We start from the raw sequence: 16,305 nt of genomic DNA, 5'->3' as shown, positions 1-16,305 counted from the left end.
TCGTAACGACGAAGATCGAAGAGGAAATCGTGAGCGCACCCACTACGCGACCACCGGAGCCGGCGCACCGCGCCACTGCCGCCGCAGTCGCGACCACGCCCACACCGCAGCCGAGAAGGGTTGCCCCACAACAGCTCACCGGCGCACAAGCGGTGATTCGCTCCCTGGAGGAGCTCGACGTCGAGGTGATCTTCGGCATCCCCGGCGGCGCCGTGCTCCCGGTGTACGACCCGCTGTACGACTCGGAGAAGCTGCGCCACGTGCTGGTCCGCCACGAGCAGGGCGCCGGGCACGCCGCCAGCGGCTACGCCCACGCCACCGGCAAGGTCGGTGTCTGCATGGCGACTTCCGGTCCCGGCGCCACCAACCTGGTCACGCCGCTGGCCGACGCGCAGATGGACTCCATCCCCGTCGTGGCGATCACCGGACAGGTCGGCCGCGGGCTGATCGGCACCGACGCCTTCCAGGAAGCCGACATCTCGGGCATCACGATGCCGATCACCAAGCACAACTTCCTGGTTCGCAACGGCGACGAGATCGCGCAGGTGATGGCCGAGGCGTTCCACATCGCCAAGTCGGGCAGGCCGGGCGCCGTGCTCGTCGACATCCCGAAGGACGTGCTGCAGGGACAGTGCACGTTCAGCTGGCCCCCGTCGATCGACCTGCCGGGTTACAAGCCGAACACCAAGCCGCACAGCAGGCAGGTGCGCGAGGCCGCCAAGCTCATTGCCGCCGCGCGCAAGCCGGTGCTCTACGTCGGCGGCGGCGTCATCCGCGGCGAGGCCACCGCGGAACTGCTGGATCTGGCCGAACTGACCGGGATTCCCGTCGTCACCACGCTGATGGCGCGCGGCGCGTTCCCCGACAGCCATCCGCAGCACATGGGCATGCCGGGCATGCACGGCACCGTCGCCGCGGTGGCCGCCCTGCAGCGCAGCGACCTGCTCATCGCATTGGGCACGCGATTCGACGACCGGGTGACCGGCAAGCTGAACTCGTTCGCGCCAGAGGCCAAGGTGATTCACGCCGACATCGACCCGGCCGAGATCGGCAAGAACCGCAACGCCGACGTGCCGATCGTTGGTGACGTCAAGGCCGTCATCGCCGACCTGATCGAGTTCCTGCGGCGCGACGGGACGGCCGCGGCGACGCTGAACATGGACAACTGGTGGGAGTACCTGCGCAGTGTGCAGTCGACCTACCCGCTGAGCTACGGCCCGCAGAGCGACGGCAGCCTGAGCCCCGAGTACGTCATCGAGACGCTGGGTCGCATCGCCGGGCCAGACGCGGTGTTCGCCGCGGGCGTTGGCCAGCACCAGATGTGGGCTGCGCAGTTCATCAAGTACGAGAACCCGAGGACGTGGCTGAACTCCGGCGGACTCGGCACCATGGGCTTCGCCATCCCTGCGGCGATGGGCGCCAAGTTCGCAAGGCCCGACGCCGAGGTGTGGGCCATCGACGGCGACGGCTGCTTCCAGATGACCAACCAGGAACTGGCCACCTGCGCCGTGGAGGGCGCGCCGATCAAGGTGGCCGTCATCAACAACGGCAACCTTGGCATGGTCCGGCAGTGGCAGACGCTGTTCTACGAGAAGCGGTACAGCCAGACCAATCTGGGCACGCACGGCGGCCAGCGCATTCCGGACTTCGTCAAACTCGCAGAAGCGCTCGGATGCGTCGGATTGCGTTGTGAGCGTGCCGAAGACGTCGAGGACGTGATCAACCAGGCGCGGGCGATCAACGACCGGCCGGTGGTGATCGACTTCATCGTCGGCGCCGACGCGCAGGTGTGGCCGATGGTGGCCGCGGGCATGGGCAACGACGAGATACAGGCCGCCAAGGGCATTCGGCCGTTGTTCGACGACAGCGAGAACGAGGGGCATGCCTGATGGCGACGACGACCCATACCCTGTCGGTCCTCGTCGAGGACAAACCCGGCGTGCTGGCCCGTGTGGCAGCGCTGTTCTCCAGGCGCGGCTTCAACATTCAGTCACTCGCCGTGGGCGCGACCGAGCAGAAGCACCTCTCCCGGATGACCATCGTGGTTGCCGTCGAGGACTTTCCGCTCGAACAGATCACCAAACAGCTCAACAAGCTGATCAACGTGATCAAGATCGTTGAGCAGGACGAGGACAACTCGGTGTCGCGCGAGCTGGCGCTGATCAAGGTCCGCGCCGACGCCGCGACCCGTGGACAGATCATCGAAGCGGTGAACCTCTTCCGCGCGAAGGTGGTCGACGTGTCGACCGAGTCCCTGACCGTCGAGGCCACAGGAACGCCTGGCAAGCTTGATGCGCTGTACCGACTCCTCGAGCCCTACGGCATCCGCGAGATCGCCCAGTCGGGCATGGTGACGCTGGCCCGCGGGCCACGCGGCATCGTCAAGTAACGATTTTCTACGAAACACGAACACTGAGAAGGAAATTGAGGTGGCATCAAAAATGGCAGTTGAGATGTTCTACGACGACGACGCAGACCTGTCGATCATCCAGGGACGCAAGGTCGGCGTCATCGGCTACGGCAGCCAGGGCCATGCGCACTCGCTGAGCCTGCGCGACTCCGGCGTCGAGGTGAAGGTCGGCCTGAAGGAAGGCTCCAAGTCGCGCGAGAAGGTCACCGAGCAGGGACTCGCCGTCGACACTCCGGCCGAGGTCGCCAAGTGGGCCGACGTCATCATGCTTCTGGCGCCGGACACCGCGCAGGCAGAGATCTTCAAGAACGACATCGAGCCCAACCTGGTAGCCGGCAATGCGCTGTTCTTCGGCCACGGTCTCAACATTCACTTCGACCTGATCGAGCCTGCCGACGACATCACCATCGGGATGGTGGCGCCCAAGGGCCCCGGCCACCTGGTCCGCCGCCAGTTCGTCGACGGCAAGGGCGTGCCCTGCCTGATCGCCATCGACCAGGATCCGACGGGTGAGGGCGAGGCGCTCGCGCTATCCTACGCCAAGGGCATCGGCGGCACCCGCGCCGGTGTCATCAAGACCACGTTCAAGGAAGAGACCGAGACCGACCTGTTCGGTGAGCAGGCCGTGTTGTGCGGTGGCACCGAGGAACTGGTCAAGATCGGCTTCGAGGTGATGGTCGAGGCGGGTTACGCACCCGAGATGGCCTACTTCGAGGTGCTGCACGAGCTCAAGCTGATCGTCGACCTGATGTACGAGGGTGGCATCGCCAGGATGAACTACTCGGTGTCCGACACCGCGGAGTTCGGCGGCTACCTGTCCGGTCCGCGTGTCATCGACGCCGATACCAAGGAGCGGATGCGCGGCATCCTCAAGGACATCCAGGACGGCAGCTTCGTCAAGGAGCTCGTCGCCAACGTCGAGGGTGGCAACAAGCGGCTTGAGAAGCTGCGCAAGGAGAACGCCGAGCACCCGATCGAGGTCACCGGCAAGAAGCTGCGCGATCTGATGAGCTGGGTCGACCGCCCCATCACCGAAACGGCGTAGTTTCTAACGATTTCGGCGCGCTTGCGGACGTTCACCGTCCGGAAGCGCGCCGAAGCCGTATGCAGGGGTGAGACATCACGATCGGTCAGCGAGTGTTCTCGCGCTGAAGCCGCATCGTGGGGGGAGCCCCAGACGGTGTATCCCAATTCGGCGAGAGCGCGTGTGGGTAGCTGCCATCGGCGCTGGTGAGCTTGGTGTTCGGGTGGACCTGCAGCGCTTCGTTGGCCACGCCGTACAGCGTCGTCGACACGGGGTCGTCTCTCCGCCCATGGACTTTCCCGTCGGCATCGATGTATTGGGCGTGCACGGCATACGGGGACGTCGCGGCGGCGATGATGCGGTACCCGCACAACGGTGGGTCGACGCGGTAGATCTCGAGGTCTCCCCGCTGGAAGTAGTCCACCTTCTCCGGGGACAATCCGACCAGCCTTGCGACGCCGTCGATCATCGATTCCCTCCCCGAAGTGGTCTCGATCAACGGTATTCGACCGGAAGGGGGAGTCTGCGCACCAAATTTCTCAGGTGAGCCGATCGGCGACGGCCACCACGCGACGGGCGAGGTGATCGAGCGCGTTGTTGGTGGCGTCGTCGAATTCGCTGATGTTGTCGTGGCCCGCGGTGAGGCTGGCGCCGTACGGGTTTCCGTCGACGAACTTGAGCGCATCGGTGTAGCCCGGCGGCACGATGATGCCGCCGAAGTGGATCAGCGTGACGTAGAGCGTGAGAAGTGTCGTCTCTTGGCCGCCGTGCGCGGTGTTCGTCGACGTGAATCCTGCGTACACCTTGTCGGAGAGCTTGCCTTCCGACCACAGGCCGCCGAGCGAGTCGAGGTAACTCCTCAGCTGTGAGGCGACGGAACCGAACCGCGTCGGCGACCCGAAGATGACCGCGTCGGCCCAGACGATGTCGTCTCCTGTCGCGGACGGCAGGTCCTTGGTCGCCTCGTAGTTGGCTGTCCACGCCGGGTTTTCCGCGAACGACTCCGGATCACGCGTCTCGGCGACGTGGCGGACCCGCACTTCGGCGCCCGCGGCCTCCGCGGCGTTGGCCACTCGTTTGGCCATCGAGGTGCCGTGCCCAGTGGCCGAGTAATAGATGACGGCGAGTTTCGACATGGACACAGCCAATCACGATCGCCTGTGGGTTAGGGCGAGAGTTTGGGTAGTTTCTTGATCCCGAATTCGCGGCGCAGCACCGTGCGCGCGGCGTAGTAGCCGGCCATCCCGTGCACCCCGGTGCCCGGCGGCGTGGCCGATGAGCACAGGTACGCCTTCGGGATGGGCGTGGTCCACGGGTTGAGCCTCAACGTCGGCCCGACGATCGCGGCGAACAGCGTCGCGCCGCCGACGATGATGTCGCCTCCGACGTAGTTGGCGTTGTGGTCCGACATCTGGGCGGCGGGCACGGATCGCGTCGCGAGCACCAGGTCTCGGAACCCGGGTGCGGCGCGCTCGAAGATCCCGGCCACCGTCTCGGCGAGGTCTCTGGTGGAACCCGCGGGAACGTGCGCATAGGTCCACAGCGGTCGGCGGCCCTGCGCGTCGATGCGCGAGGGGTCCGTCAGATGCGGCAGCGCCGCCAACGTCATCGGACACTCGGCGTGGCGGCCCGCCGCGACGTCCCGCTCCGCCAACGCCATCTGCGCGCGGGTACCGCCCATGTGCACCGTCGGCGCCTGCCCGATTCGCTCGTCGCGCCATGGAATGTCACCGGACAGCACGAAGTCGACCTTACAGACCCCGGGACCGAATCGGTAGCGGCGCAACGCCTTCGCGTACCGCGGCGGAACGGCGTCGCCGTAGATGTCGAGCAGTGCCGTCGGCGCGGTGTCGTAGATCGCCACGCCGTCCGGCGGTGTGGTGACGGGTTCGCCGAGCACCAATTCGCCACCGTGGGCCAACAGATCTGCGATGAGCGCGTCGGTGATGGTCTGTGTTCCGCCGATCGGTACCGGCCATCCGGCGGTGTGTGCGACGGTTCCGAGCATCATCGCGGCGCCGCTGTTCACCGGTGACGGCATTGGCGAAATCGCGTGTGCGCCAACGCCGGTGAACAGTGCCCTGGCGTCGTCGCCGCGAAGCAGGCCCCACGCCGGGCTGCCCTGAGCCAACACCCGCAACCCGGTGCGCACGGTGGTCAGTAGGTCCGGCGGTAGCGACCGCTTGTCGCCGAGGAAGAATCCCAGCACGCCGTCGACGTGCTCGGTCAGCGGGCCGAACAGCCGTCGCCAGGAGGCGCCATCGTCGAGTTCGGCGCAGGTGCGTTCCAACGACCGGTAGGCCAGTGCGGCAGGTCGGTCGGGCAGCGGGTTGGCGTACGACACGTCCGGCGCCACCAGATCCACGCCACGCGCGGCAAGGTCGAACTCGGCGAAGAAGGGCGAAGCCACCCCCAGCGGGTGCACTGCCGAGCAGACGTCGTGGCTGACGCCCGGATACTCGGGGTCGGCCATCGTCCGCGCACCACCCCCGGCGGTCGGCTGGGCCTCGACGACGCGCACCGACAACCCGGCCCGTGCGCAGATCACGGCGGCGCTCAGACCGTTGGGCCCACTACCGACGACGGTGACGTCCACGTTCTGATTAGAGCCCATCGACCAGCGTGCGCTGCCCGCGGGTCGCCACAGGGTCCGTTGCCGAAGGAGCGAGTCGCCGGCGGTGCGCCCTGACGGCTCGCCACGCGATGGACGGGTGGAGTAGGGACAGCGGCGAGGCGACGAGCCAGGCGACGTGGACGAACTGTTCGAAGGTGGCGACGTCGTGTTCGGCGGCAGCCAGTACGCGGTCGACGTAGAGGTTGAAGATCCGGGTCGACAACGTGGGCGTGCCTGGAATCTCGGGTAGGGCGAGATCGCCGCCGGCTGCCATCTGCCAGGCCAGCCGGGTGGGCTTCGCGGCCGTCCGGAAGAACCGTCGCGAAAGGGATTTCGGGCCGCTGGACAGGCATTCGCGCAGTGCCAACGCGTGCAGCGCGGCCACCGTCATGCCCTGTGCATAGATCGGATTGAAGCTGCAGAAGGCGTCGCCGACGACGACGAATCCGCCGGGCAGACGTGCTTTGTCGTAGCGGCGCCGCCTGCTGGACGGAAAGCGGTGGGACACGGTGTCTCCGACGCGCTCGGCGCCGCGCAATGCGGCCACGACGTGAGTAGGCAGGAGCTCATCGGCGAATCCGCACAGCTCGGGGAAGTCGGTGGGCGGTTCGAAGCCTGCCATGCCGAAGGCCGTGAACATCCAGGTGTCCTGCTCCGCTGCGGCCACCGCAATCCCGGTCGGCCGGCCGGGGACCGGCGACACGATCACGCCCTGCTCGTTCAGCGACCCCGGTGTCATCCGTAGTCGCTGAGTGCGATAGACGAGATCGACGGTGACGCTTTCCTCGGTGGGGTGCGGGTATCCCAGCCGCTCGAGCATTGCCGGCGTGCGTGAGCCGCGCCCCATCGCGTCGACCACCACCACGGCCGAGACGTCCGACTGTTCCCGGCTCCCGCGATCGACGATCCGCGCACCCGTGATCCGTTCGCCGCCAGGGCTCGCGGTCAGCTCCACGACATCGTGGTTCGCCGCGAAGGTGACGTTCGGGATGGCCCGTACGCGGCGCAGTACATGGCTCTCGAGAAACGGACGAGTCGCGCTGTAGGTCCGAATGCGTTGGCTCGCTCCGGTCCTCACCGCTAGGTGGCCATTCATGCAGAAGTAGAGCCGTGACAAGTCCTGCCCGTCGAAGACGCGGGCGCCATCGGCGACGAGTTCGTCGAGGATCCCTGGGAGTAACTCTTCGAGTGCCTGCGCACCGCGCATCAGCAGCCCATGGGTCTGGCGCCCCTGGGGTACGCCACGTCTGGCGTCGGAAGCCTCCTTCAGTTCGTCGCGTTCGACCACGGTGACGGTGTCGTAGAAGTCGGACAGCGCCCGCGCTGCGAGCAGCCCGGCCATACTGCCGCCAAGGACGAGTGCATGCGCCATGATTGCCTCCTCGGTTGGTTCGTATTTCGAGGATGTGCGGACGCTCGGTCACGATCATCGGTGCGCATTCAGAGATTCGTGTGACGTGCCCGTACTCGTGCCGGGGCGGATCGGTACGGGTTCGACGGTCGGTCGAGCGAGATTCCCAGGTCACAGTGAGCGGGATACGGGTTTTCCCCGACGTTTTCAGCGTGGGCGTGACCGCATGCTGGCTAGCATGAGCGAATCTGGTCTGCGGACCGAACCCTTGAACTGGAGCGACCTGGGTATGCACGAACTGCCCACCGGAACGGTCACGCTGTTGTTGGCGGACATCGAGGGTTCGACGAGCCTGTGGGAGGCCGACCCCGACGCCATGACGGCCGCGGTCGCTCAACTGGATCGGACGATCACCGAGCTCGTCGGCGCCCATCGGGGCGTGCGACCGGTCGAGCAAGGCGAGGGGGACAGCTTCGTCGTCGCGTTCACGCGCGCCAGCGACGCGGTGGCCTTCGCGCTCGACCTGCAGCGTGCGCCGTTGGAACCGATTCGCCTGCGGATCGGCATTCACACGGGAGAAGTGCAACTGCGCGACGAAGGCAATTACATCGGGCCGACGATCAACCGGACTGCGCGGCTGCGGGAGTTGGCGCACGGAGGGCAAGTGGTGCTCTCGGGAGTCGCCCAGGTGTTGGCCGGGGACCTGCTCCCGGCGGGGGCATGGCTGACCGACCTTGGCACGCACCAACTACGTGACCTCCCGCAACCGGAACGCGTCGTGCAACTGTGCCATCCGGAGCTCCGGTCCGAGTTCCCGCCGTTGCGCACCACGAAAGTCGCTCATTCCCAGCGCCTTCCGGTCCAATTGACCAACTTCATCGGGCGGCAGGCCGAGTTGGCCGAGTTGCGCCGGTTGCTCGACGTCGATCGAGTGGTGACGCTGACCGGTGCCGGCGGGGTTGGCAAGACCCGCCTCGCCATCGAGGTTGCCTCGCGCTCGGCGGACCTGTTCGACAACGAGGTGTGGTACGTCGACCTTGCGCCGATCTCCGATCCCGAACTGGTTGCCGTGACGGTGGCCCGCACGCTGGGCCTGGCCGACCGGCCGGGGCTGTCCACGATGGACGCGCTCGAGAAGTTCATCGGGGAGCGCCGAATCCTGGTGCTGCTGGACAATTGCGAGCATCTGATCGACGCCATCGCCGCACTCGTCGTCGGCGTCGTCAGCGCGTGCCCGCGGTTGACCCTGCTGGCGACCAGCCGGGAGCCTCTCGGCGTCGCCGGGGAAGTGACATGGCGCGTACCGTCGCTCCCCTTGGCTGGTGAGGCGGTCGATTTGTTCACTGACCGGGCCCGGTTGGCGCGTTCCGACTTCGTCGTCACCGACCGCCAGGTGGCGACCGTGGAGGAGATCTGCCGTCGCCTCGACGGAATGCCGCTGGCCATCGAGCTGGCTGCGGCGCGGGTGCGAGCACTTTCGTTGGCCGACATCGTGGACGGATTGCATGACCGCTTCCGGCTGCTCACCGGCGGGGCGCGCAACGCGGTTCGTCGGCAACAGACGCTGCGGGCGTCGGTCGAGTGGTCGCACGCGCTGCTCACCGAACCCGAACGGGTCTTGTTTCGACGGCTGGCGGTGTTCGTCGGCGGGTTCGCGCTCGACGCTGCGCAGTCGGTATGCGGCGGTACCGATTTGGCGGACTATCAAGTCTTCGACCAGCTCGGGCTACTCGTCGACAAGTCGCTCGTGGTGACCGAGAATTCCTCGGACCGAACGCGGTACCGACTTTTGGAGACGGTGCGGCAGTTTGCGCAGGAGAAGTTGAGCGAGTCCGGGGAAGCGAATGCCGTGCGCAGCGGGCACCGCGACCATTACGCGCGGTTCGCCGAGCTGATCGAGTCCGGGACGCAGGTGAGTCACGACGAGGACGCGCTGGAACTCGTCGAAGCCGAGTTCGACAACGTGCGTGCCGCATTTGCCTGGTGCCGGGAGAATTCCGACGCCGAAGCCGCGCTGAGGCTGGCCTCGTCGTTGCATCCGCTGTGGTTCTCCCTCGGGCGGATGCACGAGGGCTTGGCGTGGTTCGACTCCGTGTTCTCGACCGAGCAAGTTGGGCCCGACCAGGTACCGGCCGTGGTGCAGGCGCGGGCGCTGGCCGATCGGGGCATGCTCGAAATGAACGCCCGTGGCATCGGCGGCACTCGCGACGTCGAAGCAGCGCTTGCGACGGCGCGCGACATCGGCGATCCGGCCACCTGATACGCGCCCTCGTCGCCCGCGGTTTCGTCGCCGCCGGTTGCGGTGAGTCGGCACAAGCCCACTTGGCCGAGGCGCTCGGACTGGCTCGCGAGTCGGGGGAGCGTCACATGCTCGCGCACATTCTGGGCACGCAGTCGAACCTGGCATTCATGGCGGGTGACCCGATGGCAGTGCTCGAGAGTGCGGAAGAAGGCCGCGACGTCGCCGACGCCATTGGTGACCGCGGCACGGCGCACCAATGTAGGACGTGGCTCGGCTGGGCCCGCATGATCATGGGTGACCTCACGGGTGCCGTCGCCGCGTTCCAAGAAGCGAATGCACGGGCCTACGCGGACCGGATCTGGGGCGTGGTGGGCGCGCACTACCAGGCGCAAGCGTTGTATCGGCAAGGGCAAACAGTGTCGGCCCAGGCGATGCTCGACGAGGCCACGCCGGCCGCCGCGGAACTCGGGGGGCTGTGGTCCGGCAATTCATCGGGGGTGCGGGCCGTCGGCGCGCTGGCCGCTGGTGACGTCGGGACGGCCGACAGCGCCTGCCGAATTGCGTTGCAGCAGTTGGCCGGTGCCCCGTTTCATCAGCAGATGTATGTCTACCTGGCCGCCGAGGTCGCGTTGGCGATCGGAGATGGCGACACGGCCCGTCGCCGCGCCGACGAGGCGGTCGCGGTGGCGACGGGCTGGACTCTCGTGGAGTCGTTCACGACGCGCGCTCGCGTCGCGCTCAGAACGGGTGAGTGGGCCCGTGCCGAACGCGATGCCCACGACGCGCTCGCGCTAGCGGCTGAGCTCGGCGCGCATCTGGGAGTCCCGGACATCCTCGAGTGCCTTGCCGCCTCGGCGGCGGGGGCGGGCAGCGTCGACGAAGCGGCCAGGCTGCTCGGCGCGGCCGACGCCATGAGGAGCCGCATGGGCGCTGTGCGGTTCGCCGTCCACCAGGCGGACTACGACGCAGCCGTCGCGACGATCCGCACCGCGCTCGGCGACGACGAATTCGACAAGGCCTGGGCCGACGGAGCAGGGCTGGCCACCGACGACGCCGTCGCCTACGTTCGGCGCGGTCGCGGCGAACGCAAACGCCCGCCGACGGGGTGGGCCGCGCTGACTCCCACCGAGCGCGACGTCGTTCGATTGGTCAGCGAAGGACTGGCCAACAAGGACATCGCATCGAGGCTGTTCGTCTCGCCCCGCACAGTGGAGACGCATCTCACGCACGTTTACACCAAGCTCGGGCTGAAGTCCCGAGTGCAACTGGTCCAACAGGCGGCCCGCCAGGGTTGACCAGTAGCGCCGGGCAGCCCGCTGATTTGCACCCATTACTCTGTCCACGTGAGCCTGCCCGTTGTATTGATCGCTGACAAACTCGCCGAATCGACCGTCGCCGCCCTTGGTGACCAGGTGGAGGTGCGCTGGGTCGACGGCCCGGATCGGGAGAAGCTGCTGGCCGCGGTGCCCGAGGCCGACGCGTTGCTGGTGCGATCGGCCACCACCGTGGACGCCGAGGTGCTTGCCGCCGCGCCCAAGCTGAAGATCGTCGCGCGCGCAGGCGTCGGGCTCGACAACGTCGACGTCGACGCGGCGACGGCTCGCGGCGTGCTGGTGGTCAACGCGCCGACGTCGAACATCCACAGTGCCGCCGAACACGCTCTCGCGCTGCTGCTGGCCGCCGCCCGACAGATTCCTGCCGCCGACGCGACACTGCGCGATCACACGTGGAAGCGGTCGTCGTTCTCGGGCACCGAGATCTTCGGCAAGACGGTTGGCGTAGTCGGTCTTGGTCGCATCGGGCAGCTGGTGGCCCAGCGGCTCGCCGCGTTCGGCGCGCACATCACCGCCTACGACCCGTACGTGTCGCAGGCCCGCGCTGCCCAGCTGGGCATCGAACTGCTCACGCTCGACGAGCTGCTGGCCCGCGCCGACTTCATCTCCGTGCACCTTCCGAAGACGAAGGAGACCGCCGGGCTGATCGACAAGGAGGCGTTGGCCAAGACCAAGCCGGGCGTGATCATCGTCAACGCCGCCCGCGGCGGGCTGATCGTCGAGGAGGCCCTTGCCGAGGCAGTCATCAGCGGGCACGTCCGTGGTGCGGGCCTCGACGTGTTCTCCACCGAACCATGCACGGACAGCCCGCTGTTCGAGCTGCCTCAGGTCGTCGTCACTCCCCACCTCGGCGCTTCGACGGAAGAGGCCCAGGACCGCGCAGGCACCGACGTGGCATCCAGCGTCAAGCTCGCGCTGGCAGGCGAATTCGTGCCCGACGCGGTCAACGTCGGCGGCGGTGTCGTCGGCGAGGAGGTGGCGCCGTGGCTCGACCTGGTACGCAAACTGGGCCTTCTGGTCGGAGCGCTGTCCACCGAACTGCCGACCGCGATCTCGGTACAGGTGCGCGGCGAGCTGGCGTCCGAAGAGGTTGAGGTGCTGCGACTCTCGGCGCTGCGCGGCCTGTTCTCGGCGGTCATCGAGGACCAGGTGACATTCGTCAACGCCCCGGCATTGGCCGCCGAGCGGGGTGTCGAGGCCGGCATCACCACCGCCTCGGAGAGCCCCAACCACCGCAGCGTCGTCGACGTGCGTGGGGTGTCGGCCGATGGGGCGACGGTCAACGTGGCCGGCACGCTGTCGGGTCCGCAACAGGTGCAGAAGATCGTCCAGATCAACGGTCGCAACCTGGATCTGCGCGCCGAGGGCGTGAACCTGATCATCAACTACGGCGACCAGCCAGGAGCGCTCGGCAAGATCGGCACACTGCTCGGCGCTGCCGGCGTCAACATCCTTGCCGCCCAACTCAGTCAAGACGCCGACGGCGTTGGCGCCACGATCATGCTGCGCATCGACCGTCGGGTGTCAGCCGACGTGCTGGCTGCCATCGGTACCGACGTGGGCGCCGTGACGCTGGAAGAGGTCGACCTGACATGAAGTTGGCCGTAATCGCCGGAGACGGCATCGGACCCGAGGTCATCGCCGAAGCCCTCAAGGTGCTCGACGTCGTCTTGCCGGGTGTCGAGAAGACGACCTACGACCTGGGTGCTCAGCGCTACCACGCAACGGGGGAGACGCTGCCCGACGGCATGACCGACGAGCTGCGCGGGCACGACGCGATCCTGTTGGGTGCCATCGGTGATCCGTCGGTGCCCAGTGGCGTGCTGGAGCGCGGGCTGCTGCTCCGGCTGCGCTTCGAGCTCGACCATCACGTCAATCTGCGTCCGTCGCGGCTGTTTCCGGGTGTCGACAGCCCGCTGGCAGGCAATCCCGCCATCGACTTCGTGGTCGTGCGCGAGGGCACCGAGGGGCCATACACCGGCACGGGCGGCGCGATCCGCGTCGGCACCCCGCACGAGGTGGCCACCGAGGTCAGCCTGAACACCGCGTTCGGCGTGCAGCGCGTGGTGCGCGACGCGTTCGGCCGGGCCGCCAAGCGGCGCAAGCACCTGACGCTGGTGCACAAGACCAACGTGTTGACGTTCGCCGGCTCGCTGTGGTCGCGGACCGTCGCCGAGGTCGGCAAGGACTTCCCCGACGTCGAGGTCGCGTATCAGCACATCGACGCGGCGACCATCCACATGGTCACCGACCCCGGCCGCTTCGACGTCATCGTCACCGACAACCTGTTCGGCGACATCATCACCGACCTGGCGGCGGCCGTCGCCGGTGGCATCGGGCTGGCCGCCAGCGGCAACATCGATGCGACGCGGGCCAATCCGTCGATGTTCGAGCCGGTGCACGGCAGCGCACCCGACATCGCGGGGCAGGGCATCGCCGATCCCACCGCCGCGATCATGTCGGTGGCATTGCTGCTCGCGCACGTCGGCGAGGACGCCGCGGCCGCACGGGTGGACAAGGCGGTCGAGGAGCATCTGGCCACCCGAGGCGACGAGAAGCTGTCTACCTCGGAGGTCGGCGACCGCATCGCAGGGTTTGTGTAACTGCTTAGCGCTGGTGCACCGATTCGACGGTGTAGAGATGCGGGTCGAAACCCGACGCGAGGTCGGCGGCCTTGGACATGTGTTCGCGCGCGGCCGGATCAGCCAGCATGTCTTGCATCGCCTCGGCGCTCTCCCACTGGGCGTAGTTGACGACACGCGTCCCGTCGGTGCTGACGTGGATGTTGGCCGAGACGAATCCGGGTGCGTGACGCATCACCTTGTCGGTCGCGTCGCTCAACAGTGCGGCGAGTTCGGATGCACGCTGCGGTTCGACGGTGAACACGTTGATCAGCGTGGCGTGCGGGCTGTGTTGCTCGATGGTAGTCATTGCGCTTCCTTCATGTCAGGTTCCTTACACGATATCGCAATGTAAGGTTCCTGTCATGTCTGAATCGAATGTCGAGGGCGGCGCGGGATACTTGGTGAAGCGGGTGCAGCAGTCGATGCGACGCCGCTGCGACGCCGCGTTGCGGCCGACGGGGCTGTCGATGGCGCAGTACGCGGCGCTGCGCGCACTCGCCGATCATCCCGACGCCTCGGCTTCCGAATTGGCCCGACTGTGCTTCGTCACCCGGCAGTCGCTGCAGGATCTGTTGGCCGGGTTGCGTTCGTCCGGACTGGTGCAATCAGTGGCGTCACCGGGCCGGGGGCGTGCCATCGCACTCGCGCTGACGCCGGCTGGACGCAAGCGGCTGTCGGCCAGTCATGACGCGGTGCTCGACGTGGAACAGGCCATGGTGCATGGGCTTTCGGCAAATGCGAGGCAGCAGTTGTCCGACCTGTTGACCCGGTGTGCCGAGAACCTCGAGACCGGACCGTCCGATTGAGCACACGTCTGCCGGCGATGGTGACGTTGACGCACCAGTGTTGGTTGTTCGTCATCGGATCGCTCTGTTTCGCCACGGGCACGGCACCCGGTTTCTCCGCTCTGGCTGGTGCGGGGGCGGCCAACGTCGCCTGCTTCATCGGCTCCTGGTTCTTCACCAGCGCGGCGTGGGTCCAGCTGGTGCGGTCGGGACCGGAAGGCAGCGCCGAATGGCTATCGGCGGCGACGCAATTCGCAGGAACCGTGCTCTTCAACATCAGCACCGGAGCCTCGGTTTGGGCACAGGCGGTGCTGGCCGAGCGCAGGCTGGTGTGGGCGCCCGACGCAGTGGGTTCGTTCGCCTTCCTTCTCAGCGCCGCGCTCGGCGTCGTCGCGATGTCGGCGCAGGTCGGGTCCTGGGTGCCAAGGTCACGAGACTGGCAAGCCCAATGGGTCAACATGATCGGCTGCCTCGCATTCGGCGCCAGCGCAGTCGGGGCGTTCGTCTACAAGACGGGCACCGACGCCGACGAGGCATTGGCGAATGCGGGCACCTTCCTCGGTGCCCTGTGCTTCATGGCCGCCGCGCTCCTGGTGCTGCCGAGGGGTCAGTCGGCCCGCGGGCCAGGCTGACTCCGCAGCGGATCGGCGTCGACCGGCACCAGTGGTAGTGCCACCAAGGGGAACAACGCGCACACCGCGAACGCCAACGGGAACCCGGCCGCCGCGATCAGGGCACCGAACACCGGCGGGACGATGCCCGCGGTGAGCAGTTGGCTGGTGTTCTGGGTGCCAAGCGCGCGCCCGCTCCAGAACGGACCCGCGATCTCGGCGATCGCGGTGAACGCAAGGCCGTTGTCGGACACCGTGATCACGGACGCGACCACCATCACCGCGATGCTGAGAGGCGAGTGCACGAGGTCGGTCAGCGCGAGCAGGCCCATCGCGATCGCCGCGCCGATCGCGATCGTCCGGATGGGATGCAGCCGGGAGCCGACCTTGTCCGACCACCGGCCCGCGGCGATCCTGCCTGCCGCACCGAGGATCTGGGCGAACGTCACCATCGCGCCCGCCGCGGCCGCCGACCAGCCGCGGTCGGTCATCAACCACACCAGCGTGAACGTCCAGACGAGACACTGGGGCACGACCAGCAGCACCGAGACGGCGTGAATGCGCCACAGCACCGACGAGCCGCGGTACGGATTGGCTAGGTCGTCGGCGTGCGCCTCGCCGCGGGGCGGTCGCGGCGGGTCGAGCACGCCGACCGCGCTGATCACCGCCGCCACCGCACACACGATCGCCGGGAAGAGCAGCGCGGCGGACACGCCGTGGGCCTGGGCGAGTTGCGGAATCACCAACGCGCCGAGGCCGACTCCAAGGGGCTGTGCGGTTTGACGGATACCCATGACCAGGCCGCGCTGGTCGGGCGGAAACCAGCCGACTACCAGCCGACCGCTGGCCGAGTTGCTGCTGGCGGCCGCCATGCCGCCGAGGAACAGGAAGGCTCCGATGACGACGAGGGAGTGCGACGAGGCAGCCGCGAACGCCGCAGCGGCGGTCAGCGCGGAGCCGACGGCGAGCACGATGCGTTCGCCGACGCGGTCCACCACGTATCCCCAGGCGATGAGGGTGACCACCATGCCGAAGCTGGGCAGCGACGACATCAGGCCAGCCTCGGCCAGGTCGAGGCCGAGTTCGGCGTGCAGGGTGGGAATCAGGAAGGCCACGCCGTTGATGAACACGTTGGAGCACAGGGTCGCGGTGAGCGCGATCGCCAGCATGGACCACCGGCGCACGGTGCCGATGGTGCTGATGGTCATGACGACCATGGTGGCATAGCGATCTCAACAGGTTAAACACAAATCCCAGGATTTGAGACGACCAATGAGGTGTTCGCCCGGACTGGACCCTTTCCTCGTCGC

The 16,305-nt window shown here is 67.4% G+C and carries 13 protein-coding genes and 1 pseudogene; 8 read left to right on the top strand and 6 right to left on the bottom strand.

What is annotated here, in order from left to right:
• Positions 1-29 precede the first annotated feature (29 nt).
• The 3 genes from HNP02_RS23660 (at position 30) to ilvC (ending at position 3,455) form a co-directional block, all read left to right on the top strand.
• The gene (locus tag HNP02_RS23660; protein WP_184442905.1) at positions 30-1,889 is read left to right on the top strand and encodes an acetolactate synthase large subunit; all 1,860 of its coding nucleotides are present in this window, start codon (positions 30-32) and stop codon (positions 1,887-1,889) included.
• On the top strand, positions 1,889-2,389 hold the full coding sequence (ilvN, locus tag HNP02_RS23655) for an acetolactate synthase small subunit (protein ID WP_184442904.1): 501 nt from the start codon (positions 1,889-1,891) through the stop codon (positions 2,387-2,389). Before HNP02_RS23660 ends, ilvN begins: the two co-directional genes overlap by 1 nt.
• Before the next feature lie 64 nt (positions 2,390-2,453).
• Complete coding sequence (gene ilvC / locus HNP02_RS23650) at positions 2,454-3,455, top strand: ketol-acid reductoisomerase (RefSeq protein WP_184443006.1); 1,002 nt, start codon at positions 2,454-2,456, stop codon at positions 3,453-3,455.
• An 85-nt stretch (positions 3,456-3,540) separates the two neighbouring features.
• Here ilvC and HNP02_RS23645 read toward each other — a convergent pair whose 3' ends face one another.
• From HNP02_RS23645 to HNP02_RS23630, 4 genes are all read right to left on the bottom strand, one after another.
• The gene (locus HNP02_RS23645) at positions 3,541-3,903 is read right to left on the bottom strand and encodes a hypothetical protein (protein WP_184442903.1); all 363 of its coding nucleotides are present in this window, start codon (positions 3,901-3,903) and stop codon (positions 3,541-3,543) included.
• A gap of 70 nt (positions 3,904-3,973) precedes the next feature.
• Positions 3,974-4,570: an NAD(P)H:quinone oxidoreductase gene (wrbA, locus tag HNP02_RS23640; protein ID WP_184442902.1), complete on the bottom strand. Its 597-nt coding sequence runs from the start codon at positions 4,568-4,570 to the stop codon at positions 3,974-3,976.
• A 29-nt stretch (positions 4,571-4,599) separates the two neighbouring features.
• Positions 4,600-6,030 carry an NAD(P)/FAD-dependent oxidoreductase gene (locus HNP02_RS23635; protein WP_184442901.1) on the bottom strand — a complete coding sequence of 477 codons (1,431 nt, stop codon included), beginning with the start codon at positions 6,028-6,030 and terminating at the stop codon, positions 4,600-4,602.
• A gap of 7 nt (positions 6,031-6,037) precedes the next feature.
• The gene (locus HNP02_RS23630; protein WP_184442900.1) at positions 6,038-7,420 is read right to left on the bottom strand and encodes an NAD(P)/FAD-dependent oxidoreductase; all 1,383 of its coding nucleotides are present in this window, start codon (positions 7,418-7,420) and stop codon (positions 6,038-6,040) included.
• Positions 7,421-7,637: 217 nt separating this feature from the next.
• On the opposite strand from HNP02_RS23630, the pseudogene HNP02_RS23625 reads away from it, so the two are divergent.
• The 3 genes and pseudogenes from HNP02_RS23625 to HNP02_RS23615 all read left to right on the top strand — a co-directional run bounded on the left by HNP02_RS23625 (position 7,638) and on the right by HNP02_RS23615 (position 13,578).
• Positions 7,638-10,936: pseudogene (locus HNP02_RS23625) on the top strand (LuxR C-terminal-related transcriptional regulator).
• Between the two features lie 48 nt (positions 10,937-10,984).
• Positions 10,985-12,571, top strand: a complete 1,587-nt coding sequence (gene serA / locus HNP02_RS23620; RefSeq protein ID WP_184442899.1) for a phosphoglycerate dehydrogenase — start codon at positions 10,985-10,987, stop codon at positions 12,569-12,571.
• A complete protein-coding gene (locus tag HNP02_RS23615; protein ID WP_184442898.1) occupies positions 12,568-13,578 on the top strand; it encodes a 3-isopropylmalate dehydrogenase in 1,011 nt (336 codons plus the stop codon). The genes serA and HNP02_RS23615 overlap by 4 nt, the downstream gene beginning before the upstream one ends.
• Positions 13,579-13,582: 4 nt before the next feature.
• Here HNP02_RS23615 and HNP02_RS23610 read toward each other — a convergent pair whose 3' ends face one another.
• Positions 13,583-13,906 (bottom strand): antibiotic biosynthesis monooxygenase, encoded by a 324-nt coding sequence (locus tag HNP02_RS23610; RefSeq protein ID WP_184442897.1) that lies wholly within the window; start codon positions 13,904-13,906, stop codon positions 13,583-13,585.
• 55 nt (positions 13,907-13,961) lie between these two features.
• Here HNP02_RS23610 and HNP02_RS23605 point away from each other — a divergent pair, with 55 nt between their 5' ends.
• Positions 13,962-14,405 (top strand): MarR family winged helix-turn-helix transcriptional regulator, encoded by a 444-nt coding sequence (locus tag HNP02_RS23605; RefSeq protein ID WP_184442896.1) that lies wholly within the window; start codon positions 13,962-13,964, stop codon positions 14,403-14,405.
• A gap of 17 nt (positions 14,406-14,422) precedes the next feature.
• Entirely contained in the window at positions 14,423-15,016 is a 594-nt protein-coding gene (locus HNP02_RS23600; RefSeq protein ID WP_184443005.1) for a hypothetical protein, read from the top strand.
• On the opposite strand, the gene HNP02_RS23595 is transcribed toward HNP02_RS23600, so the two are convergent.
• Positions 14,992-16,203 carry an MFS transporter gene (locus HNP02_RS23595; protein ID WP_184442895.1) on the bottom strand — a complete coding sequence of 404 codons (1,212 nt, stop codon included), beginning with the start codon at positions 16,201-16,203 and terminating at the stop codon, positions 14,992-14,994. The genes HNP02_RS23600 and HNP02_RS23595 overlap by 25 nt on opposite strands.
• Between the last annotated feature and the right edge of the window lie 102 nt (positions 16,204-16,305).

This window comes from Mycobacterium sp. AZCC_0083 (genome assembly GCF_014202335.1).
Lineage (GTDB): Bacteria > Actinomycetota > Actinomycetes > Mycobacteriales > Mycobacteriaceae > Mycobacterium.
This window is presented reverse-complemented; position numbering and strand designations above follow the sequence as displayed.

Bases quoted from the DNA above. Each gene is read 5' to 3' on its own strand.
- ilvN (WP_184442904.1), top strand. From the start codon at position 1,889: ATGGCGACGACGACCCATACCCTGTCGGTCCTCGTCGAGGACAAACCC.
- HNP02_RS23605 (WP_184442896.1), top strand. From the start codon at position 13,962: ATGTCTGAATCGAATGTCGAGGGCGGCGCGGGATACTTGGTGAAGCGG.
- HNP02_RS23645 (WP_184442903.1), bottom strand. From the start codon at position 3,903: ATGATCGACGGCGTCGCAAGGCTGGTCGGATTGTCCCCGGAGAAGGTG.
- HNP02_RS23595 (WP_184442895.1), bottom strand. From the start codon at position 16,203: ATGACCATCAGCACCATCGGCACCGTGCGCCGGTGGTCCATGCTGGCG.
- ilvC (WP_184443006.1), top strand. From the start codon at position 2,454: ATGTTCTACGACGACGACGCAGACCTGTCGATCATCCAGGGACGCAAG.
- HNP02_RS23615 (WP_184442898.1), top strand. From the start codon at position 12,568: ATGAAGTTGGCCGTAATCGCCGGAGACGGCATCGGACCCGAGGTCATC.
- HNP02_RS23610 (WP_184442897.1), bottom strand. From the start codon at position 13,906: ATGACTACCATCGAGCAACACAGCCCGCACGCCACGCTGATCAACGTG.
- HNP02_RS23600 (WP_184443005.1), top strand. From the start codon at position 14,423: ATGGTGACGTTGACGCACCAGTGTTGGTTGTTCGTCATCGGATCGCTC.
- HNP02_RS23630 (WP_184442900.1), bottom strand. From the start codon at position 7,420: ATGGCGCATGCACTCGTCCTTGGCGGCAGTATGGCCGGGCTGCTCGCA.
- wrbA (WP_184442902.1), bottom strand. From the start codon at position 4,570: ATGTCGAAACTCGCCGTCATCTATTACTCGGCCACTGGGCACGGCACC.